Origin of the sequence: Mesorhizobium sp. ESP-6-2, assembly GCF_020164675.1 — a bacterium.
Lineage (GTDB): Bacteria > Pseudomonadota > Alphaproteobacteria > Rhizobiales > Rhizobiaceae > Mesorhizobium.
Window position 1 is genome coordinate 131,169 of record NZ_JAIUGT010000013.1, and the last position, 24,591, is coordinate 155,759.

The following is a 24,591-nucleotide window of genomic DNA, read 5'->3' on the forward strand; positions in this document are numbered from 1 at the left end:
ACCGATGTCCGACCTTCGTCCGTCGCCGGTCTCGCCCTCGGTCGATTTCGATCGCGACGGCGCACAGCACGGTTTCCTGCGCCTGCCCTACAGCCGCGACGATTCGGCGTGGGGCTCGGTGATGATCCCGATTTGCGTCCTGCGCAACGGCAAGGGGCCGACGGCCCTGCTGACCGGCGGCAATCATGGCGACGAATATGAAGGGCCGCTGGCGCTCTATGATCTGGCGCGCACGCTTGATCCCGCCCAGGTCAGCGGCACGGTCATCATCGTGCCGGCGATGAACTATCCCGCCTTCCGCGCCGGCACGCGCACCTCGCCGATCGACAAGGGCAACATGAACCGCAGCTTTCCAGGCCGGCCAGACGGTACGGTGACGGAAAAGATCGCCGATTATTTCCAGCGGGAGCTGCTTCCCCGCGCGAATATCGTGTTCGACTTCCATTCCGGCGGCAAGACGCTGGACTTCGTGCCGTTCTGCGCCGCCCATGCGCTGCCGGACAAGGCCCTGGAACAAAGGGCCTTCGCGGCGGTCGAAGCCTTCGCGGCGCCGTTCTCGATGCGCATGATCGAGATCGATGCCGTCGGCATGTACGATACCGCAGCCGAGGACATGGGCAAGGTGTTCGTCACGACCGAGCTCGGCGGTGGGGGCACATCGAGAGCCGAGACGGTGCGGATCGCTCGGCGCGGCATGCTCAACGTGCTGCGGCATGCCGGCATCGTCGCCGGTGCGGTCGAGAAGACGCCAACCCAATGGCTCGACATGCCGTCCGGCGATTGCTTTGCCTTCGCGGAGGAAGACGGTATGGTCGAGACGATGGTCGATCTCGGCGAGCCCATCGAGAAGGGCGCGGTGCTCGCGCGCATCCATTCCACCGGCCGAACCGGCATCGCCCCCCAGGAGATCCGGGCAAAAATGTCGGGCATGCTGGCGGCGCGGCATTTCCCCGGCCTGGTCAAGGCCGGCGACTGCGTCTCGGTGGTTGCCGCATTGGTCGATTGACGGAAGGGCCCGCCCGCCTTCAGGCAAGTTCGAGCCTATCCCGCATACTTTCACCCTGGATCCAGATAGCGGCCGGCGAGCCAGCCGGCCGCGCTCACGGCTCCGGCCCGCGCGCTGCGGAGGCGCGTGCCTTGCCATGGCCTCAGACATCCAAAGCCACCGTCATCGAAGAGGCAATGGCGCGACGACTTGTTCCGGCGCGAACTCGGATATCAAAGAGTATGACTTTGCTGCCATACTCGCGATAAAGAGGTGTCGGAATGCAACAAAAATGGGATTTCTGGATCGACCGCGGCGGCACGTTCACCGATGTCATCGGCCGTGATCCCGAGGGCGGCCTGCATCCGCGCAAGCTTCTGTCCGAAAATCCCGAGGCCTATGCCGACGCAGCCATCCAGGGCATTCGCGACCTTCTCGGCCTGCGCCCCGGCGAGCCTATCCCCGCCGGGTTGATAGGCGACGTAAAGATGGGCACAACGGTCGCCACCAATGCGCTGCTGGAGCGCAAGGGCGACCGCGTGCTTTTGCTCATCACCAAGGGATTTCGCGATGCGCTGAGGATCGCCTATCAGGCCCGCCCCGACATCTTCGCCAAGGAGATCAGCCTCCCCGAACAGCTCTACGAGCGCGTCATCGAGGTCAACGAGCGCGTGCTTGCCGACGGCTGCGTCGAACGGCTGCTCGACATCGCTGCCTGTCGCCCGGCGATCGAACAGGCAAAGGCGGACGGCATCGATGCGGTCGCCATTGTCTTCATGCACGCCTGGAAATATCCCGATCACGAAAAGGCCGTCGCTAAGGTCTGCCGCAAGCTCGGTTTCGGCCAGGTTTCGGTCAGCCACGAGGTGTCGCCGCTGATCAAGCTGGTCGGCCGCGGCGACACCACCGTGGTCGATGCCTATCTGTCTCCGATCCTGTCGAGATATGTGCAAAGGGTAGGCCAGGAACTCGGCGTACTCTCCCCCCTCGAGGGGGGTGAGGCGCGATCCGCCAAGGGCGGAGAAACAGCCAATGAATTGGCTTTTTCAGCAACGAACGCCCGGAGCCATGGCGAAGGGCAGGCGAAGCCGACAGAGGGGAGCGCTGTCCCGCAAACGTCTCGTTCTGTCGCGCCCCCCTCTGCCCTGCCGGGCATCTCCCCCACAAGGGGGGAGATCGACCAATCTCCGCGCCTTATGTTCATGATGTCCTCTGGTGGGCTGACCGCCGCGGACCTGTTCCAGGGCAAGGATGCGCTGCTGTCGGGCCCCGCCGGCGGGGTCGTGGGCATGGTCGAGACGGCCAGGCTTGCCGGCTTCGAAAAGGTGATCGGCTTCGACATGGGCGGCACGTCCACCGATGTCGCCCATTATGACGGCGAATATGAGCGCGCCTTCGATACCGAGGTCGCAGGCGTACGCGTGCGCGCGCCGATGATGCGCATCCACACCGTGGCGGCCGGCGGCGGCTCGGTCCTGCACTACGAAGCAGGCCGCTTTCGCACCGGCCCGGACTCCGCCGGCGCCAATCCAGGCCCCGCCGCCTACAGGCGCGGCGGCCCGCTCGCCGTCACCGACGCCAACGTCATGCTCGGCAAGCTGCAGCCGGATTTTTTCCCGACCATCTTCGGCCCCGGCCAGAACGAGCCGCTCGATGTGGACACCGTTCGCCAGAAATTCACCGCGCTCGCCGCCGAAATCGGCGACGGCCGCTCGGCCGAAGCGGTCGCCGAAGGTTTCGTCACCATCGCGGTCGAAAACATGGCCAACGCCATCAAAAAGATCTCGGTGCAGCGCGGCTATGATGTCACCGAATATCTCCTGAACTGTTTTGGCGGCGCAGGCGGCCAGCACGCCTGCCTGGTCGCCGACGCACTCGGCATGGAGGCGGTACTGATCCATCCGTTTTCCGGCCTGCTGTCGGCCTACGGCATCGGCCTGTCTTCGGTCTTTGCCTCACGCCAGCAGGCCTTGCTTGCACCGCTGGCGGAAGAATCCAGGCCGGCAATCGAAGGCCTGATCGCGGCCTTGCAAACCGCCGTTGTCGCGGAACTCGCCGCACAAGGCATCGCCGAGGACGCGGTGACCGCCAGACCGGCGCTGCAGATCCGTTATGACGGCACCGACACCGCACTTCCGGTGCATTTCGACCATGGCTCGATGTTGCGGGCGAGGGCCGATTTCGAGGCTGCCCACAAGGCGCAATTCGGTTTCGTCTATGACGACAAGCCGATGATCGTCGAAGCGGTGAGCGTCGAAGGGATGGAGGCAGGCGGCGAGCAGAATGCCGAAGCCTATGCGCAGGCGGGGCAGCCATCAAAAGCCAGGGCCGAGGAGGTCCGGCGGATCTATACGGAAGGAAAATGGCACCAAGCCGACGTCTGCCGGCGCGAGGCGTTGCGGCCGTCCGATCGGGTCGCCGGCCCCGCACTGATCATCGAACCCAACCAGACGATCGTCGTGGAGCCGGGCTGGCAGGCCGAGATCACGGCCAGAAACCATGTGCTGATGCGGCGCACGGCCAAGAAACGCCGGCAGGCGGCACTTGGCACCGAGGCCGATCCGGTGATGCTGGAAGTGTTCAACAATTTGTTCATGTCGATCGCCGAGCAGATGGGCGTGACGCTGCAGAACACCGCTTATTCCGTCAACATCAAGGAAAGGCTGGATTTCTCCTGCGCCGTCTTCGACCGGAACGGCGCGCTGGTCGCCAATGCACCGCACATGCCGGTGCATCTGGGCTCCATGGACCGCTCGGTCGAAACCATCATCCGGCTGAATTCCGGCGACATCCATCCCGGCGATGTCTTTGCGCTCAACGCCCCCTATAATGGCGGTACGCATTTGCCCGATATCACGGTGGTGACACCGGTGTTCGAAGAGGTGCGCCCAACCTCCCCCTCGAGGGAGGAGATTGGCCAATCGCCTGAAATCCTCTTCTGGGTGGCCTCGCGCGGCCACCATGCCGATATCGGCGGCACGGCGCCCGGCTCGATGACGCCGCTTGCCACCACGGTCGACGAGGAAGGCGTGCTGTTCGACAATTTCCGCATCGTCGATCGCGGAAAGTTTCGCGAGGACGAACTGCGGGCGCTGCTCACCGACCACCGCTATCCGGCCCGCAATCCGCACCAGAATATCGCCGATCTCAAGGCGCAGCTCGCCGCCAACGAAAAGGGCGTGGCGGAGTTGCGCAAGATGGTGGCGCATTTCGGGCTCGATGTCGTCGAGGCCTATATGGGCCATGTGCAGGACAATGCGGCCGAAAGCGTGCGGCGCGTGATCGAGCGGCTGCCGGATACATCGGCCTATGAATATCCCACCGACACCGGCCAGGTGATCAAGGTGAAGATATCGGTCGACCGGCAAAAGCGCGAGGCGACGGTCGACTTCACCGGCACGTCGCCGGTGATGAAGAACAATTTCAACGCGCCAGAGCCCGTCGCCCGCGCCGCCGTGCTCTATGCCTTCCGCGTCATGGTCGAGGACATGATCCCGATGAATGCCGGGTGCCTGAGGCCGATCAACATCATCATCCCCGACGGCTCGATGCTGAAACCCGCTTATCCCGCCGCCGTCGTCGCAGGCAATGTCGAGACCTCGCAGCACGTCACCAACGCGCTGTTCGGCGCCATGGGCGCCATGGCCAATGCGCAAGGCACCATGAACAATCTGACCTTCGGCAACAGGAAGTACCAGTATTACGAGACGATCTGTTCCGGTTCGCCCGCCGGCCGGATGAATTCCGGCCGCGGCTTTGCCGGCACTTCGGGCGTTCACACCCACATGACCAATTCGCGCCTCACCGACCCGGAAATACTGGAGCTGCGCTTTCCCGTGATGCTGGAGGATTTCCACATCCGCGAAGGCTCCGGCGGCAAGGGCAGGTGGAATGCCGGCGACGGCACGAAGCGCACCATTCGCTTCCTGGAGAAGATGGAATGCGCCATCCTGTCCTCGCATCGCAACCGTCCGCCGCAAGGCCTGGACGGCGGCGGCGACGGCGAACCCGGCTCGACCAAGGTGCGCCGCAAGGACGGCACGGTCGAGGTGCTGAAAGCCTGCGACCAGACGGTGCTTCAGGCCGGCGACGCCGTCATCGTGACGACGCCGACGCCGGGGGCATTCGGAAGGCCAGAGCCGTCCGACGTTTGATAGAATCGCTGAACCGCTCTATTTCCGGAATTCCCCTTCCTGTCCCTCAAACCAGACCCTCTCGATGCCAGGCAAACCTCCGTTGAAGACACTTGCGCCGGACGAACTCGGGCCGACAGTCACCGTCGGCGAGATTTTGGTGGAGATCATGGCCAAAAGCCGTGGCGACGGCTTCCTCCAGCCCATCGCGCTGACCGGACCCTATCCGAGCGGGGCGCCGGCGATCTTCATCGACCAATGCGCCAGGCTCGGCGGGCGGGCCGGCATCATCGCCTGCGTCGGCGACGATGATTTCGGCAGGATCAATGTCGAGCGCCTGCGCCGGGACGGTGCGGATGTCTCGGCCATCGCCGTCAGCCCAGACTATCCGACGGGCAGCGCCTTCGTGCGCTACCGCGAGGACGGTTCGCGCGACTTCGTCTACAATATCGGCAAATCGGCCGCAGCGCTGGTCGGCTTGACCCCTGAGGCCAGGGCGCTGCTGGCGCGATCGGGCCATCTGCACGTCATGGGGACCGCGCTCAGCATTCCCGCCATTTGGGAGGTGCTCGACTATGCCATCGATGCCGTCAAGGGGCGTGGCGGAAGCATCTCGCTCGATCCCAACCTCCGCAAGGAACTGCTCGGCCATGGCCAGACGCGCGAGCGCTTCGCACGGCTTCTCGACATTGCCGATCTGATCCTGCCGTCGGGCGAGGAACTCCACACCGCCTCGGGCAACGACAATGAAGCCGACGCGCTCGTCTCGCTGTTTGCCGGCGGCGCCGGCGAGGTCGTCGTCAAGCGCGGCGCTCTGGGCGCGTCCCTGTTCGGCGCTGACGGCAGCCGCGTCGAGTCGCCCGGCTTCCTGGTCGAGGAGATCGATCCGACCGGCGCGGGCGACTGTTTTGGCGGCGCCTACATCGCCTGCCGCAGGCTCGGCATGCCTGCCGTGACAGCGCTCGATTACGCGAATGCGGCAGGGGCGCGCAACGTCACGCGGCAAGGCCCGATGGAGGGAGCCGGCACGCGCGCCGAACTCGATCTGTTCATTGCCAACACGCCGAGGCGACGCCCGTGACTGATCCATTGCTGAAACTTGCAAATTCCCGGCGTCAGGGGGCGGCGGAAGGCATCACCTCCGTCTGCTCGTCCCATCCAGTCGTGATACGGGCCGCAGTGCGCGACGCCGCGCTGTTCTCCCGGCCGCTGCTGATCGAGGCAACCTGCAACCAGGTCAACCAGTTCGGCGGCTATACCGGCATGCAGCCCGCCGACTTCGTCGCGGCGGTGACTGCTATTGCCGGCTCCGAAGGCCTTGCGCCCGAGCGGGTCATCTTCGGCGGGGATCATCTCGGTCCCAATCCATGGCGAAAGGAAGATGCCGGCGCGGCGATGGCGAAGGCCGAGGACATGGTGTCCGCCTATGTCCGGGCCGGTTTCCGCAAAATCCATCTCGATGCCTCCATGGGATGTGCGGGCGAGCCGGCGGCGCTGGATGATGCTACGATTGCCAGGCGCGCCGCGCGCCTGGCCCGCAAGGCCGAGGACGCCGCCAGCGGGACCGACCGGCCGCTCTACGTGATCGGCACCGAGGTTCCGCCGCCGGGCGGAGCGGATCATCTCATCGGCGAAATCAGCCCCACAAGCCTGTCCGCGGTCCGGCACACATTGGCGGTGCATCGGCAGGTCTTCCACGAGAACGGCCTCGCCGACGCCTTTTCGCGGGTCATCGCCGTGGTCGTGCAGCCGGGCGTGGAGTTCGGCAACGAGAACGTGGTCTTCTACGATCGCGCCAAGGCGCAGCATCTGCGCGACTTGCTCGAACAGGAAGCGGGCCTGGTCTACGAGGCCCATTCCACCGACTATCAGACGCAAGCGGCCCTGCGCGAACTGGTCGAGGACGGCTTTGCCATCCTCAAGGTGGGGCCGCAGCTGACCTTCGTCCTGCGCGAAGCGCTCTACGGGCTGGATCTGATGGCCTCCGACCTGTTGCCCGACCATGGCGCGCGCCCGCTTTATCAGACCATGGAGGCGCTGATGACCGCCGATGCCAAGGACTGGCACAGCCACTACCACGGCTCGGCAGCGCAACAGCGCGTGCAACGGCACTATTCACTGTCGGACCGCATACGTTACTACTGGAACCATCCGGACGCGATGGACGCTGTCCAGCAATTGATGACCGCTTTGTCGGGCAAGGCCGTGCCGGCGACGCTGTTCCATCAGCATCTGCCCGCACTCGACCGCTTTGCCGGAAAGCCGCTCGATCCGGAGGCGGTCCTGGTTGCAGCGGTTCAGAGCGCGCTCGAAGGCTACCGTTTCGCCTGCGGCGGTTGAGACGGCCGACATCCGGGAGCGGGCAACGGGCTTGGCAGTCCGATCCTTTCGACGACATGTCGACTTTGCTTGCTTGAGCCGTGCCCGCGCCGGGATAATAGTCGCGAGGCAGTGCCGAGGAGGAAGAGATGACGCTGAACTTCGACCCAAGGGCGAAGGCCAGGACGCTCTACAAGGGCGAATTCCGGCCGATGTTCATCGGCGGCAAGTGGGTCGCGGCGCAGTCCGGGCGGGAGATGCAGGCGCTCAACCCGGCGACGGGCGAAGTGCTGGCGACGGTGCCGCGCGGAGGCATCGCCGACATCGATGCGGCGGTGGCCGCCGCGCGCATCGCTTTCGAAGGCCCGTGGTCCAAATTCTCACCCTATGAGCGCCAATGCGTGCTGCTCAGGATCGCCGATCTGTTCGAGAAGAACTGGGAAGAGCTCTGTGTCTCCGACACGCTCGACATGGGGCTGCCGATCACGCGCACGCTCGCCAACCGGCGCCGCGTCATCGGCATGCTGCGCTTCTATGCCGGGATGGCGACCGCGCTGCATGGCGAATTAATCGACAATTCGATCCCGGGCGAGATCGTCACCTTCACCCGGCGCGAACCGGTGGGCGTGGTCGGCGCCATCATTCCCTGGAACGCGCCGACCGCCGCCTCGATCTGGAAGATCGCGCCGGCGCTCGCTGCGGGCTGCACCATCGTGCTGAAACCTTCCGAGGATGCATCGCTGACGCCGCTTTTGATCGCGCGGCTGATGCAGGGAGCGGGCGTTCCCGACGGCGTCGTCAACGTCGTCACTGGAACCGGGGCCGAAGCCGGCGCGCGGCTTGCCGAACATCCCGACGTCAACAAGATCGTCTTCACCGGCTCGACGCTCACCGGCCAGGCCATCGCTCGGGCCGGTGTGGCCAATCTCAAGCGCGTTTCATTGGAACTCGGCGGCAAGTCGCCGCTCATCGTGTGCCGCGACGCCGATATCGATAAGGCCGTTCCGATCGCGGCGATGGCCGTCTTCGTGCATTCGGGCCAGGTCTGCATCGCCGGTTCGCGGCTGTTCGTGGCACGCGAAATCCATGACGAGTTCGTGCGCCGGCTCGCCGATTTCGCCGGCAGGTTGCGCATCGGCCACGGCATCGAAGCCGAAACCGAAATAGGGCCGCTCATCAATGCGAGGCAGGCCGGCAAGGTCGAGGGTTACATCAAGGCCGGCAGCGAGGAGGGCGCGGAACTGGTCGCCGGCGGATCGCGGCTGACCGGCGACCTCTATGACGGCGGCAATTTCATCGCTCCTACCGTCTTCGGCGCGGTATCCGACACGATGACCATAGCGCGTGAGGAGATTTTTGGACCGGTCATTTCCGCGATGCCGTTCGACACGCTCGACGAAGCCGTCGTCCGCGCCAATGCGACGCCCTATGGGCTGGCCGCCGGCATTTTCACCACCCATCTCGGCACGGCGCACAAGCTCGCCCGCCGGGTCAAGGCGGGTTCCGTCTGGGTCAACATGTACCACGCCATCGACCCCGCCGTGCCGTTCGGCGGCATGAAAATGTCGGGCTACGGTCGGGAGGGCGGCGTTGAGCATCTGCACGAATATCTGGAGACCAAGTCGGTGTGGATCCAAACCGACTAAGGCTTTTGGCGGTTTTCAGGCGAGCCGGCCTGCGCCGCCGGTTCTCAGGCTGCCGCTCATGCACGCCGGCTGCAAATCAACCGGCGCCCGTTCTCAGGAACTTTTCTTTATCCGGCGATTTTTGGATATAAGATGAAATCCGGTTGGCCAGGAAGGTGTTGTCGATGACGACGAAACGCTTTGCAATCTGTGCTCTTGCCCTTGTAATGGGCTGCGGCATCGTCTCTTCGGCGTCCGCCGGGGCCAGGCACCGCCACCACCAGGGCGAACCCGAACGCTATGTTCCCGCTGACGGCGATATTATCGACATATTGTTCGGCGGCCCACGCTACTATGACCGGCAGCTTGTCACGACAGCCGCCGGCGCCTGCTCCTACCACCGGGTGGGGCCGGATGCGAATGCGTTGAACAAGATCAACGACCACCATTGCGGAAAGTAGGCGGCGGACCTTGGCGATCGTCTCGTCAGGTCTTCCAAACACGCCAGCCATGCGGGCGCAAACGAGCGCCGCCTGTTCGCGGCAACCGGATCATGGCGAACTCAGCAGTGAAAACTACTCGATTTCAACAGGTTGCGGCTGGATTCGCCAGTTCGGCGCGAATCTCCGCATCGTGTTCGCCGCGTGCAGGGCTTTTCGCCGGTGTCCGCTCCGTTCTTCCGGAGAAACGCGGGGCGGCGGCCGCCTGAAGGGCGCCGTCCACCGTCAACCATGAGCCGCGTGCGGCCATGTGCGGATACAGCGCCGCCTCATGCGGGCTGAGCACAGGCCCGACGCAGGCATCCGTTCCTTCGAACAATTTCATCCACTCGTCTCGGGATTTTTCGGCAAAGATCGCTTCCAGCCGGCTGCCGAGCTCAGGCCAGAGGCCGCGGTCGAACTGAGCGGCGAACTGCGGATCGCCGCCCAGGCCAAGCCTGTCGAGGAACAGCGCATAGAATTTCGGCTCGACGCACTGGACGCTGATGAAGCCGCCATCTGACGTACGGTACACGCGGCACCAATGCGGTCCGTCCAGAAGGCTCCGGCCACGCTCGGCGGCAAGCGCGCCGGATGGTGCGAGCGACATCAACAGGTTCATCATATGGGCCGAACCGTCGACGATCGCCGCGTCGACGACCGTGCCTTCACCACCGGCGCGGGCGTTCATGATGGCGGCCAGCATGCCGACCACCAGATAGAGCGCGCCGCCGCCTATGTCGCCGACCAGCGTCGGCGGCGCCATTGGCGGCTCGCCCGGCAGGCAGGCATACCAGAGTGCGCCCGACACGCCGGTATAGTTCATGTCGTGGCCGGCGGTGCGGGCGAGCGGGCCTTCCTGCCCCCAGCCGGTCATGCGGCCATAGGCCAGGCGAGGGCAGGCAGCCAGACACACATCTGGACCAAGCCCGAGACGCTCCATCACGCCCGGCCGGAAGCCCTCGATCAGGCCGTCGGCGGAGGCGATCAGGCGCATCACCACGGCAACGTCCTCGGCATCCCTGAGGTCGAGCGCGATAGAGCGCTTGCCGCGATCGAGCAGCGAGCGCTCGGGAAGGCCCGGCACGGATGCATGCTTGCGGTGGACGACGATCACATCGGCGCCGAGATCGGCGAGCAGCATGCCGGCAAAGGGCGCCGGCCCCAGCGCCTCGATCTCGACGATGCGGATTCCCCTGAGCATCCCACTCTCCACGGCATTCAAACTTTCGGTAAGGCGCACTTTTGGTGTCACGCAGGGGCGACGGTGTGTAGCCCTGCTCTTTTGGCATTGAAGCACGTGCTGGTCGCATATACGTCAGTGCCCATGAAAAAAATCGGTTTCCTGTCATTCGGGCACTGGACGCCCTCGTCACAATCGCAGGTGCGCTCGGCATCGGACGCGCTGTTGCAATCCGTTGATCTCGCCGTCGCGGCCGAGCAACTCGGCGCCGACGGCGCGTATTTCCGCGTCCACCATTTTGCCCGACAGCTCGCCTCGCCATTTCCGCTTCTGGCGGCGGTCGGCGCCAAGACCAGCCGCATCGAGATCGGCACGGCGGTCATCGACATGCGCTACGAGAATCCGCTCTACATGGCGGAGGATGCGGGCGCGGCCGACATCATCGCCGGCGGACGCTTGCAGCTCGGCATCAGCCGGGGCTCGCCCGAACAGGTCATCGATGGCTGGCGCTATTTCGGCTACGCGCCGCAGGAAGGCAAAAGCGACGCCGACATGGCGCGGCATCACGCCGAGGTCTTCCTCGACACGCTGCGCGGCGAGGGCTTCGCCCAGCCCAATCCGCGGCCGATGTTTCCCAACCCGCCCGGCTTGCTGCGCCTGGAGCCGCATTCTGAAGGCCTGCGCGAGCGCATCTGGTGGGGTGCCGCCACCAACGCCACTTCGGAGTGGGCGGCGAAGCTGGGTATGAATTTGCAGAGCTCGACGCTCAAATTCGACGAAAGCGGCAAGCCCTTCCACATCCAGCAGGCCGAGCAGATCCGGATCTATCGCGAGGCCTGGAAGGCGGCCGGCCATGAACGCGAACCGCGCGTCTCGGTCAGCCGCAGCATTTTCGCGCTGGTCGACGACCGCGACCGCGCCTATTTCGGCCGCGGCAATGAAAGCCGCGACCAGATCGGCTTCATCGAGGAGAACACGCGGACGATCTTCGGGCGTAGCTATGCGGCCGAGCCTGACGTGCTGATCAAGGAGTTGGCCGAGGACGAGGCGATCGCCGAGGCCGACACGCTGCTGCTCACCGTGCCCAACCAGCTCGGCGTCGACTACAACGCCCATGTCATCGAGGCGATCCTGACCCATGTCGCGCCGGCGCTGGGTTGGCGCTGACAGCCTAGCCGTGTAACCATCGCTGCGCGGACAGTTCAGGAGGTTCACTGCATGGCGAAGAAGGCCTTGATTGCCTGGGGTGGGTGGGAAGGTCATACGCCCCAGCGCAGCGCCACTGTGGTGCGCGACATGCTGGAGCGCAATGGATACACGGTCACGCTCGGCGAGGGCACGGGGATGTTTGCCGATCCGGAGCTGAACTCATTCGACCTCATCGTGCCCGTCATCACCATGTCGAAGATCGAAAAGTCCGAGCTGCAGAATCTGACGCGCGCGGTTCGACAGGGAACGGGACTCGGCGGTTTCCACGGCACGATGGGCGACAGTTTCCGCAACGAGCCCGATTATCAATTCATGACCGGCGGCCAATGGGTCGCGCATCCCGGCGATATCATCGACTATCGCGTGGTCATCACCAAACCGGACGATCCGATCACGAGAGGCATCAGCGACTTCGCCTATCGGTCGGAGCAGTATTACATGCATGTCGACCCGAGCAACGAGGTGCTGGCGACGACCACCTTCACCGACGAGCATTTCCCGGGCATCGGCGGCGTCGACATGCCGGTTGTCTGGAAGCGAAGACATGGCGCAGGCAAGGTCTTCTACAGTTCGCTCGGACACACGGCGGATGAGTTCGCGGTGCCGGAAATGGCTGTCATCGTCGAGCGTGGTTTGCTGTGGGCCGCGCGTGGCTAATGCCCACTGAAACCGCGACAGCCTACCAATCGGCGACGCGGTCGCCGCCGGTGAATTGCGCGCTCTTGCCGGTGTATTCGAACAGTTCGATCTTCACGCCGTTGGGGTCGCGCAGCCAGGCCTGATATGTGTCGTCGCAGGCGAGTTTTTTCGCGGTGACCTCCACACCCCTGGACGCAATATGCGCGGTCGCGGCGTCGATATCCTCCACCTCCAGGCAGAAATGGTTGATCTGGTTCGTCTCACCGAACCGCGCGCCCTCTTTGTGAAAAACCTCGATATGGCTGCGGCCGCCGCAATTAAGGTAGAAACCGAAAATCTTTCCGTCGCGCAGGAAGTTGAACTGGATGTCCATGCCAAGGACATCCTCATAGAAGCGCCGTGTCTCGTCCAGATCGTTGGCGAAGATGCAGACATGGGCGAGTTGTTTGACTTTGATCATGGCTGGCTCCCCATAATTCGCCGGTTCACATAGCGAGCCCGGCGCGAAATTGGCCCGCGCGGGCTCATCGTCATCCAATCCCGCCGGTGACCACATAGGCGCCGGCGCTGCGTCCATCCCGCAGCCGCATCACCGCCGTGACGATCGAGCCGTAGGGGCCGCGCCAAACGCTGTGGATCCGTTGATGCTCCGCGGCCGGGACAAACGCCCGGCCGGTCAGACGCGCGCCGGCTCGCCGCATCCCGACCGCCTCGCCGTTGACGTGCACCTTGATGCTGGCGCGCTCCGTCTCGGTTGCGTCGACGGGGAGGTCGAGCGTGATGACGATCTCGTCCTGATCGCCGGTGCCGCGCGCCTCGGCCGCTAGCTTGATTGCGAGCGCAGGCGTTTTGCCGTTGCCGGCTTGGGTGGACCGGCGCGAAAACACATCGTCGGCGAGTTCCGGCGTGCGCGGCGGGCGGGTGCGGCGCTGCGTGGATCGCTCGAAATCGCCGGCCATGCGCAGCAGCCTTTCGTCGTCATAGGCCTTGCCGGCGAAGGTGAGGCCGACCGGCATGCCGATATCGGCCATGGTGCCCATCGGCACGGTGACGGTCGGGATGCCGAAATGCCGCCACACCAGGTTGCCGTTGGCGACCCAGGTGCCGTTGCGCCAGGCGAGCGCGGCGGAGGCCTCATTGATGTCGGCATCCGCCGGCCCGACATCGGCGACTGCGGGCAGCACGACGGCATCAAGCCTGTTCGCGTCCAGCCAGTCCTCGAAATCGAGCCGCCGCGTCGTTTCCAGCCCTTTCAGCCCGTCCTCCATCGTCGGAATGTCCCGGAACGGCGTGACGCCGGATTTCGCGCGCTCGACATACTCCGCCAGGTCGAAACCGCCTTCATAACGGTCGGGCAGCGTGCCCGGTGGCTGCGGAAAAATCTTCGGACCGTCGACCGAAGCGAGATCGGGGATGTTCGGGTCGGCGTTCGCGCGTAAAAAGTCATCCCAGCCCCAGATGCAGAGATCCCAGATTTCGCGGTCGGCGAAGTCCCGCGGCACCAGAGCCCGCTCGACCATGGTGTGCGCGCCGGGGCGATCGCGCTCATAGTTGGAGACGAGGGGAAAATCGACCTCGACCACTTCTGCTCCAAGCCGTCTGAGGTCCGCCGCCGCCTGCTCCCAGAGATCAAGCACCGAGGCGCGGGTTTCGATCGGCCGGTCGGCGCCGTCGTCGCGGCCGATATACATGCGGGGCACGCCGAGCCGCATGCCTCCGAGCGACCCCGCAAGCGTCAGGTCAGTATAGCGCGGCGGTCGCACCTCGGAGCTTTTCGGCAGGGCGACCCAAGGCTGGGCGCGCCAGAAATCGCCCCGTGTCTCGGCATCGTCGGCGACGATGACGTCCAGCAGTTCCAGCATGTCGGGCACGCTGCGCGTGTGCGGCACGACCACATCCATGGTCGGCACCAGCGGCCAGTTGCCGCGCACCGAAATGACGCCGCGCGACGGTGTGTAGGCGACCAGCGCATTGTTGGTGGCGGGCGCACGGCCGGACGACCAGGTCTCCTCGCCAAGCCCGAAGGCGCAGAAGCTCGCCGCCGTCGCGGTGCCCGAGCCGTTCGAGGAGCCGGACGCGAAGGCGGCAGTCAGGTAATCGGCATTGTAAGGGCTTTCGGCGCGGCCATAGACGCCGCGCTGCATGCCGCCATTGGCCATCGGCGGCATGTTGGTGAGGCCGATCAGCACCGCGCCGCTGGCGCGCAGCCGGGCGACGGTGAAGGCGTCCTCGTTGGCGATGAGATGCTCGAAGGCCGGCGAGCCGGCGGCGACAGTCAAGCCAGATACCTTGTAGCTATCCTTGGCGGTGTAGGGGATGCCATCGAGCGGGCCGAGCGTCTTGCCCTGGCTGCGGCGCCGGTCCGAAGCCGCGGCCTCCTCGAACATGGCTGGGTTGAGGATGGGGACGGCGTTGAGTGTGATGCCGTGCCGGTCGAAATGCGCGATGCGCCTGAGATAGGCCGCGACCAGTTCGACGCTGGTGACGAGGCCCTCCTCAAGCGCGCTCCGCAACTGTTCGATTGTCGCTTCGACGATGTGAAGGCTGGCATCGGTCATCTTCTGGCCCCTGGCGGTCGCTTCCAGGCATGGATGAGCGAGGCCGCCGACTTCGGCAAGGGCCAATCGCGATTGTCGGTGGTCCTTGTCGGGAAGTTTGTTGTTGCAGTCGTCTTCTGGCGCGAGTCGGACGCCTGATGGGCCGTTCGGTGCCGGGAATGGTGAAGTCCGGATCCGGCAACGAGGAGTTGCATCTCTGGTGTCGTTCCTGGGCAACTATTCGCCAAGTAGTGAATATCAGTCCCTCAAAACGCCTTGCACGCGTAAGCTGAAGCTCGCAGAAGTTGCGGCAGAAGCATGCATTGAAGAAAACTCATGCCGCCGTCCCAGCATGAAGAGGGAATCATCCCTGACCAGACTGCCCTGATCCGCGCTGCCATAGGGCGGCTGCTCGCCGAAAAGACCGGGGTTGCCGGCGAAACCATGTTCGGCGCTTTCGCGCAATCGCAGGGTCGTAACCAGGGAGTTGGTCTCCGCCTCTAGCTCCACACTCGAATGCTTTTTCAAGGTGGCCCGGCAAAGCTCGAACTTGTGTCTCGGCCCGAACTGATCGTCAAGGCCGGCCTTGTCACCAACCTGACCGCGATGCGTTAGCGCGGGACTGAAGGACCCCCATCACGCATCGCGGCGCGGGACAAGCCTGATCGCGGCCTATCTCAGCCCAGCAAATTGCGCGCCGTGCGCATGAAGATCTTCGACCCGATCGGGATCAGATCGTCGGGGAAATCATAGTCGGGATTGTGCAGGGCAGGGTGGCGCTCGCCGGCGCCCAGGAAGAACATCGCCGACGTCGCGCTGTGGCCGAACAGGCCGAAATCCTCCGAGGCGCGCATCGGCAGGGCTTCTTGCGTGTGCGCGACGCCCTCTTCGTCGAGGGCGCGTTGCAGATGCTCCACCGCGTCCGGCGCGTTGATGCTGGCGACGAAGATCTCGTGATAGTCCCAGCTTGCGGACAGGCGATGCTGGCCTCCGATCTTCGTGACCAGCGCTTCCGCGGCGGCGCACAGATCCGCCATGCGCTCGTCGCGCCGGGTGCGCAGCGTCGCCCAGACCTCGGCATGGGCCGGCGCGATGCCGAACACGGCCTCGCCCATCTCGGCATGGGTGACGGTGACCATGCCGAAATCGTCGTCGGCGAAAGTTCCGTGCCCGAGCGCGGGCAGGGCAGGCATCAATTGGCTGATCGCCGGCATCGGCGAAATTCCGGTCTCGGGCATGGAGGAATGCGCGGTCTTGCCCTCCAGCACGATGCGCATGCCGCGCGAGGCACAGTTGACCACGCCGGGCTTGAGCCGCACCTCGCCGAACGGCACGCCGGGCAGATTGTGCAGCGAAAAGGCGAAATCGGGCGCGATCTCACCGAAGCGGGGATCGGCGACGACACCGGCGGCGCCATTGCCGGTTTCTTCCGCCGGCTGGAACATCAGCACGACGCGACCGCTGGCGGGCCGCTCGCGCCCCAACTGGCGGCCGAGCGCCGCCAGGATCGCGGTGTGTCCGTCATGGCCGCACATATGCGACTTGCCCGGCACGCGCGAGGCATGCGGCACGCCGGACAGTTCTTCGATGGGCAAGGCGTCGAGTTCCGAACGAAACAGGACGGTTGGTCCGTTTTTGCCGCTGTCGTAGACAGCTGCGACACCATGTCCGCCCAATCCGGTCAGCACCTTGTCGGGACCCGTATCGGCGAGGAAGTCGACGACGGCTTTCGCTGTCTTTTCCTCCTCGTTCGATATTTCCGGCTGCTGGTGCAACTTGCGCCGCCACTCGGTCAGCTCGACGATGTCCCGGTTGGTGAGAGTCATGCTTTTGGCCTCCGCTGTATCGCTCACGACGCGCCCGGTTGCCTGGGCGCGTCGGAACGATAGCTAGCGGCAAATGGCTGGGACCGCCACCGTCTTGATCTATTGATTGATCTCGGGCTCGACGAGCTTTGCCAGGTTGCGGAGCGATTCCTGCCAACCGAGATAGCAGGCCTCGACCGGGATGACGTCGGGAATGCCGGCCTGGGTGATGTCGATCTCGGTGCCGACAGACACTTTTTTCAGGGTGACGGTCACCTGGATCTCGCCCGGCAGATTGGGATCGTCGAACCTGTCGGTGTAGCGCAGGCGCTCACCGGGAACGAGTTCGAGATACTCGCCGCCGAAGGCATGGCTGTCGCCGGTGGTGAAGTTGCGGAACGACATCTTGAACGTGCCGCCCACCTTGCCCTCGAAGTGAAGAACCGTGCAGGTGAAGCCGTTCGGCGGCAGCCACTTCGCCAGCGCGTCGGCCTCGACGAAGGCGCGATAGATTTTTTCCGGGCTGGTCGTGAGAACACGGTGCAAACGTACGGTGCCGGGCATATCATATCCTTTCATAATGCCTGTTCGATGCCCCAAGGACGAGCGGGGCCCGGCCAGTCCGACACCGGCTCCTGGAATTTTTTCAGAGCCTCGGCCGCGGCCTGCGCGACTGGCTTAGGCCAGTTCAGCCCGGGTTGGGACTCGATTTTGCGGCGGCTGGCCCAATCGTCGAAAATGACGAACCGGATAGCCATTATGAGGAGACTGTTTATAACGGTCGCTGAGATCGCTGTGACCAAGGGGAGACGATGCGCTACATACGTCCACTTTCAATCGAAGATGCCGTTGGCCAGTTGGCCGGATCGGCCGGAACGGCGGCCATTCTCGCCGGAGGCAGCGACCTGCTGGTGAGGATGAAGGGCGGCTTCATCGAACCCGACCTGATCGTCGACATCAAGGCGATCGCTGCCTTGAGCGAAATCAGGGAGACGGCCGACGGCTTCAGCATCGGTGCGGCGGTTCCCTGCGCGGTGCTGGGAGAGAACGCAGCCCTGAAAAAGGCTTGGCCCGGCGTCGTCGAGGCGGCCAAGCTGATCGGCTCCAAGCAGGTGCAGGGGCGTTGCACCATCGTTGGCAATCTGTGCAACGCCTCGCCGGCGGCCGACAGCGTGCCGGCGCTGGTGGCGGCCGGCGCCAAAGCGGTGATCGTCGGGCCCGCGGGCCGGCGCACCATCGCCGTGGAGGCGGTGCCGACCGGACCGGGCAAGACGTCGCTCGCCAAGGGCGAGATCATCGAGGCGATCCTGCTCGACAGGCAAGCGCCGCGCTCGGGCGACGCGTATCTCAGGTTCATTCCCCGCACCGAGATGGATATCGCGGTGGTCAGCGCCGGCGTGAACCTGACGCTCGACGAGCAGGGCGTCGTCCAGGCAGCCCGCGTGGCGCTGGGCGCCGCCGCGCCCACGGTGCTTCTGGTGCAGGAGGCGGCCGAGGCCCTCATCGGCAGGAAACTGGACGAAGCAGCCCTCGAGCGGCTCGCCAAGGTCTGCTCCGGGGCCTGCCGGCCGATAGACGACAAGCGGGGCACGATCGAATTCAGACGGAAAGTCGCAGGCGTGCTGGCCAGGCGGGCCGCCACGTCAGCCTATAAGCGTGCAGGAGGCAAGTGATGGCCGGTGTAGCAGTTTCAACCACGATCAACGGCGACAGCGTCGAATATCTCTGCCAGCCCGACGAGACGCTGCTCGACGTGCTGCGCGACCGGCTCGGGCTGACCGGCGCCAAGGAAGGCTGCGGCACGGGCGACTGCGGCGCCTGCAGCATCATCCTCGACGACCGGCTGGTGTGCTCGTGCCTGGTGCTGGGCGCGGAGGCGCAAGGGCGCCGCGTCGAGACCGTCGAGGGCATGGCGCATGGCGAGCGATTGCATCCTCTGCAGCAGAAGTTCCTCGAGCACGCCGCGCTGCAATGCGGCGTCTGCACGCCGGGCTTCCTGATCGCGGCGAAGGATCTTCTGGCCAAGAACCCCGACCCGACCGAGGAGGAGATCCGCTTCGGCCTGGCCGGGAATCTCTGCCGCTGCACCGGCTATGACAAGATCGTGCGCGCCGTCCAGGACGCGGCAAGCGTGATGAAGGGAGCCTGACGATGAATTTCGATCCGCGTTTTTCCAATCGCAATTTCGCTTCGGTCGGCACGCGTCCCATTCGTCCCGACGGCGTCGACAAGGTGACCGGCCGCGCCCGCTACGGCGCCGACTTCAACATGGCCGGCCAGCTCGTCGGGCGCGTGCTGCGCAGCCCGCACGCGCACGCCAAAATCAGGAAGATCGACACTTCGAAGGCGGAAAAGCTCGCCGGCGTGAAGGCGGTGATCACCGCGGCCGACCTGCCCGACCTTACCGACGGCGATGCCGCCATGTACGACATCCTCGACAATTGCATGGCGCGCACCAAGGCGCTCTATGACGGCCATGCGGTGGCCGCTGTCGCCGCGATCGACGCCCGCACCGCCAGGCAGGCGCTGAAGCTGATCGAGGTCGACTACGAGGTGCTGCCGCATGTCACCGATGTCGACGAGGCGATGCAGCACCACGCCCCGCTGATCAACGAGACCGTCTTCACCGAGGGGCTGGAGGAAAAGCCGGTCAAGCCCTCCAACGTCACCAAGCGCAGCCAGTTCGGCCATGGCGACGTCCATCAGGGCTTTGGGCAGGCCGACTTCATCGTCGAGCGCTCCTTCAAGACCGAGCAGACGCACCAGGGCTATATCGAGCCGCATGCCTGCGTGGCCAATGTCAGCTCCGACGGCACGGCGGACCTGTGGGTGTGCACGCAAGGCCATTTCGTCTACCGCCAGCATTGCGCCCAGTTGCTGGGCATGGAAGCCTCGAAGCTGCGCGTCACCTCCTCCGAGATCGGTGGCGGCTTCGGCGGCAAGACCCATGTCTGGGCCGAGCCGGTGGCGCTCGCTCTGTCGCGCAAGGCCGGCCGCCCGGTGAAGCTGGTGATGACCCGCGACGAGGTGTTCCGCGCCTCGGGCCCGACCAGCGCCACCTCGATCGACGTCAAGATCGGCGCCCGCAAGGACGGCACGATCACCGCCGCGGAAGCGACGCTGCGCTACACCAGCGGTCCCTATGCCGGCACCTGGGCCGAGATCGGCGCCATGACGGCCTTCGCCTGCTACAGGCTGGAGAACGTCAAGACCGTCGGCTACGAGGTGCTGGTCAACCGGCCGAAGACCGCCGCTTACCGCGCGCCGTCGGCGCCGATGGCGGCCTTCGCGGTGGAAAGCGCGGTCGACGAACTCGCCAAGGAGCTCGGCATGGACCCGGTCGATTTCCGCATCAGGAACGCCGCGCAGGAAGGCACGCGTTCGTCCTACGGCCCGGTCTACGGCCCGATCGGCATCGGCCCGACGCTGGAAGCGGTGAAGAGCCATCCGCACATGAAGGCGCCGCTCAAGGCGAACCAGGGGCGCGGCATGGCCTGCGGCTTCTGGTTCAATTTCGGCGGCCAGACCTGCGTCGACTTGAACATCGGCATGGACGGCTCGGTGTCGCTGGCCGTGGGCACCGTCGATGTCGGCGGGTCCCGCGCCTCGCTGTCGCTGGTGGCGGCGGAGGAGCTCGGCATCGACTATGCCCAGCTCAAGGCGGTGGTCGCCGACACGTCGAGCCTCGGCTATAATGATATGACCGACGGCAGCCGTGGCACCTTCTCTTCGTCCATGGCGACCATCTCGGCCGCCCGCAACGCTATCAAGGTGCTGCGCGAGCGCGCCGCGCAGATGTGGGATATTTCCGTCGACGACGTGGTCTGGGAACAGGGCCATGCGGTGGCCAAGGGCGAGAAGCACGGCAATCTCGGCAAGCTGTCGCTGAAGGAGATCGCGGCGCAATCCGGCAAGACCGGCGGGCCGATCGCCGGCCATAGCGAGCTCGTCGCCGACGGCGCCGGCGTCTCCTTCGCCACCCATATCTGCGACGTCGAGGTCGACCCCGACACCGGCTCGACCAGGGTGATCCGCTACACGGTGGTGCAAGATGCCGGCAAGGCGGTGCACCCGACCTATGTCGAGGGCCAGTACCAGGGCGGTGCCGCGCAAGGCATCGGCTGGGCGCTCAACGAGGAGTATATTTACGGCAAGGACGGGCGGCTGCAGAACGCCGGCTTCCTCGACTACCGCATCCCGGTCTGCTCCGACCTGCCGATGATCGACACGCAGATCCTGGAAATCCCCAACCCCAACCACCCCTATGGCGTGCGCGGCGTCGGCGAAACCTCGATCGTGCCGCCGCTGGCGGCGATCGCCAACGCGGTGTCCAACGCCGCCGGCGTGCGCATGACGCACATCCCGATGTCGCCGCCGCGTATTCTGGCGGCGATCGAGGCGGAACGGGAAGGCTGATGGTCCAAGTGACGCTCTGGGGGGCGCTTGCCGCGACCGCCGGAGGCCAGAGCAAGGTCGAGGTCGAGGCCAAGGACATAAGGGAGCTGTTCAGGAAACTGGCTGAACAGTATCCCGGGCTTGAACCGCTGATCGACCGGGGGATCGCGGTGGCGATCGACGGGGTGATTTATCGGGATACGTGGGGGAAGAAGCTGCCGGAGGGAGCGGAGATTTTTCTGCTGCCGCGGTTGGCTGGGGGGTGAGGGGGATTGGTATCGCTTGGCCGAAGGTGCGAACGTCTTGTTAAGGGCCGATTGCGGATTGGCAGTTTCGGGTCTCGGATCTTCAATTGCGGACCTTAAGACCGGTGCGTGTATGGTCGTGCCGTGACCCAAAGGCGACTTTGTAGGCGGAGGTCTGAATGGCAGCCCGCGGGCCGTTAGAGGACATGGGAAGCTCCGGCCTCTTCACCCCCGACGCGGAGCAACCCACTTTGCAACCGGTGCGCTTCCGACCGGGGAAAGCCGGATCGGAAGGTTCTGGGGCGATATCACATTCGGCTCAAAAAAATACATTCGCCGATCGGATCAAGGGTGGCGATCAACACCAAGTTCGAGCTTCCGGGACAGATTGGCGAGCTCGACCCGTGTCGCTATGTCGAGCTTGTTGTAGATGCTGTGCAGATGAAGCTTGACGGTGCCAGGCGATATGCCAAGCGTCTGGCCGATTTCCCTGGAGCGCAAACCGAGAGCCGCAAGGCGTGAAACTTCCGCCTCGCGCGGCGTCAACAAGCGCAGAACCCTATCGCGCTCGTTCTCGCGCTCACGGATCCGAAAGAAAGCGGCATTTAAGCTGCTGTCCATGAAATAGCTGTTGCCGGCAACGACCGCCCGAATACAGTCGAACAGGACGACCGGCGCCTGCTCCTTCATCACGATGCCTTTGATGCCGTGGCGCGATGCTTCCGCGAAGTCCTCGTCGCTAAGATCGGCCGTCAAAACGACGACAGTTAGCTCCGGGTGATTAGTGCGGACATGACGAACGAATTCGAGCCCGCTCATTTCGGGCATCTTGAGATCGAGAAGCACGATGTCGACCGGCTCGGCCGCTATAACCTCAAGCGCACCTCGCGCACTGGTGCAGGTGGCAACGACATGCAAATCGGGCTGCGTTTCGATCAACCGACGCAGCCCGTCCAAGACAATCAAGTGGTCGTCGACCATGACAATACGGGTGATCATGAAATGGCTCCTGCTACTGGCAAGCTGATGACGACCCGCGTCCAATCGGCGAATTTGTCGATGGACAAGCATCCACCGCAGGCCCCGGCCCGTTGGCGCAGACTGCGCGGTCCCAGCTGGTCCGTCTCCAGATCGGCATGCTCGAGCCGGCGGTCAAAACCAAACCCGGCTCCGTCGTCATCGATCATTAGTGTGATCGTCGATTCATCCAGCCGCAGGCTTGCCTTAATTGTGCGCGCTGCACCGTGTCGCACGGCATTGGCAGTTGCCTCCGAAGCCATTCGTGTGAGCTCGTAGATCATCGTCGCGGGAAGCTGCAGATCGCCAGGGGTCAGCGTGAAACGAAAATCGATCGACCATTGTTTTTGAAGTCGTTCTGCGAGGGCCGCAAACTGGACCGCGAGTTGGGAATTGCCCGACATATTGTGCTCGTGCCCCGGCTCGAGCGCACGGATGAAGGCGCGTAGCTCGCGTTGCTCCTCCATCAGCATCGATTGAATCGCAGCCAGGCGCTGGTCCATTTTTGCAGTATCTTGAAACCGCAGGGCCTGTAGCTGCAGAACTGTGCCTGCGAGTGACTGCAAGACACCGTCGTGAAGATCGCGCCCGATTTTTATCCGTTCCTCAACGGCGGCCGCGTCGCTCAACTGGCGGACCAGCATCGCCTGCACGAAGAGCGCCCTTATGCGATCGGCGACGATTTCCGCAACGGCCACATCATCGAGCGTCAGGGCTGGAGGGTCCAGCACGAAGAGGCGTGCCTCGAGATCGTCCACCTGGAATGGCACCGAAATCGCACTGGTAATGGCGTGGTCGAGGACAAGGGCGGCGCAAAGAGGCGCGCCTTCCTCCTGCCAACGCTCGAAGCGACCCTCCCCTTGATGAACGAGCACCCCACGGCCGCGCCCGGCATCGCTGATCAAAAAGCTTGCGCGGACGAGGCGCTCCGCAGTCCATGGGAAATATGCGCTCGGCGGCAATCGTTTCACGGATGACTCGCCGTTTCTCCAAAACGCGGCATAGGTCCACGGCTCTTCGGCATCACTCCACAACAGCAACGCGCGCGGCACCCTCATCACATGAGCGACGTAATCCAGCGCTGCGCTTGCTGGCCAGTCGCCGCCAGCTGGTATGACGGGCGCCTTCTCGACCAGCCGCAGCAATTCGGTACGGACTGCCTCTTGGTGGGCGCCCAACCAGATCAACAGGATGGCCGTGACCAGCATGAATAAGAGTCGAGACACATCCGTAGTGCTGTCGTGGTCGAGATCAATGATTATGGTGGTGTCGGTCGCAACCAGAGCGAGCAAAACTCCAACCAAGATCAGAGAAGTCCACAGCGCACCTTGCCACCGCCAATGCAATGTGGCCGCCAGAAGCGTGAAAGGCATGAACATGAAGAATGGGCTCGAGGCACCGTCTGTCAGGGACATGAAAACGATGATCGCGACGACGTCGATTGCGTGCCGTATCATCGTCCCACTTACGCGCGCGATCTCGCTTCTCCAGATAACAATAGCAGCGAGGACGGCGTAGCAGAGATAGGCAAGGAGAAGCGCGAATATGAGCTCCGTCGAACGTGGTGGGTGGGTCGCGTCCAGCCACGCGATATAAAGACTGCCGATTGCCAGCATGACGCGGCCGGCTGCGATAACCCTATCGGAGCGAGCGCGAAAGGTGTTGATCCACGTCCTTTGGCCGACAACAACATTCTCTCTGCTTGAGAAGTTTTGCGGGAGCAACTTGCCAACATATGCCAAGGCGCTCTGAACGGTGTGTCCTACAGAATAACTCGGCCGTTCGCGCCACAACATGTCCGATGTCCCCACAGAGCTGTTCGGCCGCTTCCCTTCGATAGTTGGCTCGTAACGCCGCTGCCTCTCATCGCCAGGCGCTCGGCCGAACGGCTTTACGCCGTCACATCGCGGAATGATGCCAAGCGATGATACACTCCTTAGGCCGTGTTTGTTCTTGCCATCCGGGTTTGTACGACAGCGTACCCATAGAGAATATACACGGCAACATTGAGAACCTCCTA

The 24,591-nt window shown here is 64.4% G+C and carries 20 protein-coding genes; 12 read left to right on the forward strand and 8 right to left on the reverse strand.

Annotated elements, in window-relative coordinates:
* Nucleotides 1–4 precede the first annotated feature (4 nt).
* The 6 genes from doeB (at nucleotide 5) to LB532_RS27795 (ending at nucleotide 9,523) form a co-directional block, all read left to right on the forward strand.
* Nucleotides 5–1,006, forward strand: a complete 1,002-nt coding sequence (gene doeB, locus LB532_RS27770) for a N(2)-acetyl-L-2,4-diaminobutanoate deacetylase DoeB (RefSeq protein WP_140641949.1) — start codon at nucleotides 5–7, stop codon at nucleotides 1,004–1,006.
* A gap of 260 nt (nucleotides 1,007–1,266) precedes the next feature.
* Complete coding sequence (locus LB532_RS27775; protein WP_140641951.1) at nucleotides 1,267–5,139, forward strand: hydantoinase B/oxoprolinase family protein; 3,873 nt, start codon at nucleotides 1,267–1,269, stop codon at nucleotides 5,137–5,139.
* A gap of 64 nt (nucleotides 5,140–5,203) precedes the next feature.
* Nucleotides 5,204–6,199, forward strand: a complete 996-nt coding sequence (locus LB532_RS27780) for a sugar kinase (protein WP_140641952.1) — start codon at nucleotides 5,204–5,206, stop codon at nucleotides 6,197–6,199.
* The gene (locus tag LB532_RS27785) at nucleotides 6,196–7,458 is read left to right on the forward strand and encodes a D-tagatose-bisphosphate aldolase, class II, non-catalytic subunit (protein ID WP_140641954.1); all 1,263 of its coding nucleotides are present in this window, start codon (nucleotides 6,196–6,198) and stop codon (nucleotides 7,456–7,458) included. Before LB532_RS27780 ends, LB532_RS27785 begins: the two co-directional genes overlap by 4 nt.
* Before the next feature lie 128 nt (nucleotides 7,459–7,586).
* Nucleotides 7,587–9,083: an aldehyde dehydrogenase family protein gene (locus LB532_RS27790; protein WP_140641956.1), complete on the forward strand. Its 1,497-nt coding sequence runs from the start codon at nucleotides 7,587–7,589 to the stop codon at nucleotides 9,081–9,083.
* Nucleotides 9,084–9,247: 164 nt separating this feature from the next.
* A complete protein-coding gene (locus tag LB532_RS27795) occupies nucleotides 9,248–9,523 on the forward strand; it encodes a hypothetical protein (RefSeq protein ID WP_140517323.1) in 276 nt (91 codons plus the stop codon).
* 124 nt (nucleotides 9,524–9,647) lie between these two features.
* Here LB532_RS27795 and LB532_RS27800 read toward each other — a convergent pair whose 3' ends face one another.
* Nucleotides 9,648–10,745, reverse strand: a complete 1,098-nt coding sequence (locus tag LB532_RS27800; RefSeq protein WP_224557488.1) for a CaiB/BaiF CoA transferase family protein — start codon at nucleotides 10,743–10,745, stop codon at nucleotides 9,648–9,650.
* A 123-nt stretch (nucleotides 10,746–10,868) separates the two neighbouring features.
* On the opposite strand from LB532_RS27800, the gene LB532_RS27805 reads away from it, so the two are divergent.
* Complete coding sequence (locus LB532_RS27805; RefSeq protein ID WP_140641960.1) at nucleotides 10,869–11,891, forward strand: LLM class flavin-dependent oxidoreductase; 1,023 nt, start codon at nucleotides 10,869–10,871, stop codon at nucleotides 11,889–11,891.
* Nucleotides 11,892–11,942: 51 nt separating this feature from the next.
* Nucleotides 11,943–12,590, forward strand: coding sequence for a ThuA domain-containing protein (locus LB532_RS27810; RefSeq protein ID WP_224557490.1), 648 nt, complete (start codon nucleotides 11,943–11,945; stop codon nucleotides 12,588–12,590).
* 22 nt (nucleotides 12,591–12,612) lie between these two features.
* Here LB532_RS27810 and LB532_RS27815 read toward each other — a convergent pair whose 3' ends face one another.
* From LB532_RS27815 to LB532_RS27835, 5 genes are all read right to left on the reverse strand, one after another.
* Nucleotides 12,613–13,032 carry a VOC family protein gene (locus tag LB532_RS27815; protein WP_140641964.1) on the reverse strand — a complete coding sequence of 140 codons (420 nt, stop codon included), beginning with the start codon at nucleotides 13,030–13,032 and terminating at the stop codon, nucleotides 12,613–12,615.
* Between the two features lie 70 nt (nucleotides 13,033–13,102).
* On the reverse strand, nucleotides 13,103–15,130 hold the full coding sequence (locus LB532_RS27820) for an amidase (protein WP_140641966.1): 2,028 nt from the start codon (nucleotides 15,128–15,130) through the stop codon (nucleotides 13,103–13,105).
* A 237-nt stretch (nucleotides 15,131–15,367) separates the two neighbouring features.
* Nucleotides 15,368–15,637: a hypothetical protein gene (locus tag LB532_RS27825; RefSeq protein WP_181169446.1), complete on the reverse strand. Its 270-nt coding sequence runs from the start codon at nucleotides 15,635–15,637 to the stop codon at nucleotides 15,368–15,370.
* A gap of 149 nt (nucleotides 15,638–15,786) precedes the next feature.
* The gene (locus tag LB532_RS27830; protein ID WP_140641968.1) at nucleotides 15,787–16,935 is read right to left on the reverse strand and encodes an amidohydrolase; all 1,149 of its coding nucleotides are present in this window, start codon (nucleotides 16,933–16,935) and stop codon (nucleotides 15,787–15,789) included.
* Nucleotides 16,936–17,034: 99 nt separating this feature from the next.
* Nucleotides 17,035–17,478, reverse strand: a complete 444-nt coding sequence (locus LB532_RS27835) for an SRPBCC family protein (RefSeq protein ID WP_224557492.1) — start codon at nucleotides 17,476–17,478, stop codon at nucleotides 17,035–17,037.
* Nucleotides 17,479–17,726: 248 nt separating this feature from the next.
* On the opposite strand from LB532_RS27835, the gene LB532_RS27840 reads away from it, so the two are divergent.
* From LB532_RS27840 to LB532_RS27855, 4 genes are read left to right on the forward strand one after another with little or no spacing between them, the layout of a single operon-like run.
* Nucleotides 17,727–18,587: an FAD binding domain-containing protein gene (locus LB532_RS27840; RefSeq protein ID WP_140641972.1), complete on the forward strand. Its 861-nt coding sequence runs from the start codon at nucleotides 17,727–17,729 to the stop codon at nucleotides 18,585–18,587.
* Nucleotides 18,587–19,063: a (2Fe-2S)-binding protein gene (locus LB532_RS27845; RefSeq protein ID WP_140521372.1), complete on the forward strand. Its 477-nt coding sequence runs from the start codon at nucleotides 18,587–18,589 to the stop codon at nucleotides 19,061–19,063. Before LB532_RS27840 ends, LB532_RS27845 begins: the two co-directional genes overlap by 1 nt.
* Nucleotides 19,064–19,065: 2 nt before the next feature.
* A complete protein-coding gene (locus tag LB532_RS27850) occupies nucleotides 19,066–21,330 on the forward strand; it encodes a xanthine dehydrogenase family protein molybdopterin-binding subunit (protein ID WP_140641973.1) in 2,265 nt (754 codons plus the stop codon).
* Nucleotides 21,330–21,575, forward strand: coding sequence for a MoaD/ThiS family protein (locus LB532_RS27855; RefSeq protein WP_140521374.1), 246 nt, complete (start codon nucleotides 21,330–21,332; stop codon nucleotides 21,573–21,575). The genes LB532_RS27850 and LB532_RS27855 overlap by 1 nt, the downstream gene beginning before the upstream one ends.
* A 324-nt stretch (nucleotides 21,576–21,899) precedes the next feature.
* Here LB532_RS27855 and LB532_RS27860 read toward each other — a convergent pair whose 3' ends face one another.
* Together LB532_RS27860 and LB532_RS27865 are read right to left on the reverse strand one after the other, a co-directional pair.
* Nucleotides 21,900–22,553: a response regulator gene (locus LB532_RS27860; RefSeq protein ID WP_140642116.1), complete on the reverse strand. Its 654-nt coding sequence runs from the start codon at nucleotides 22,551–22,553 to the stop codon at nucleotides 21,900–21,902.
* The gene (locus tag LB532_RS27865) at nucleotides 22,550–24,367 is read right to left on the reverse strand and encodes a sensor histidine kinase (protein WP_140641975.1); all 1,818 of its coding nucleotides are present in this window, start codon (nucleotides 24,365–24,367) and stop codon (nucleotides 22,550–22,552) included. Before LB532_RS27865 ends, LB532_RS27860 begins: the two co-directional genes overlap by 4 nt.
* Nucleotides 24,368–24,591: the final 224 nt, after the last annotated feature.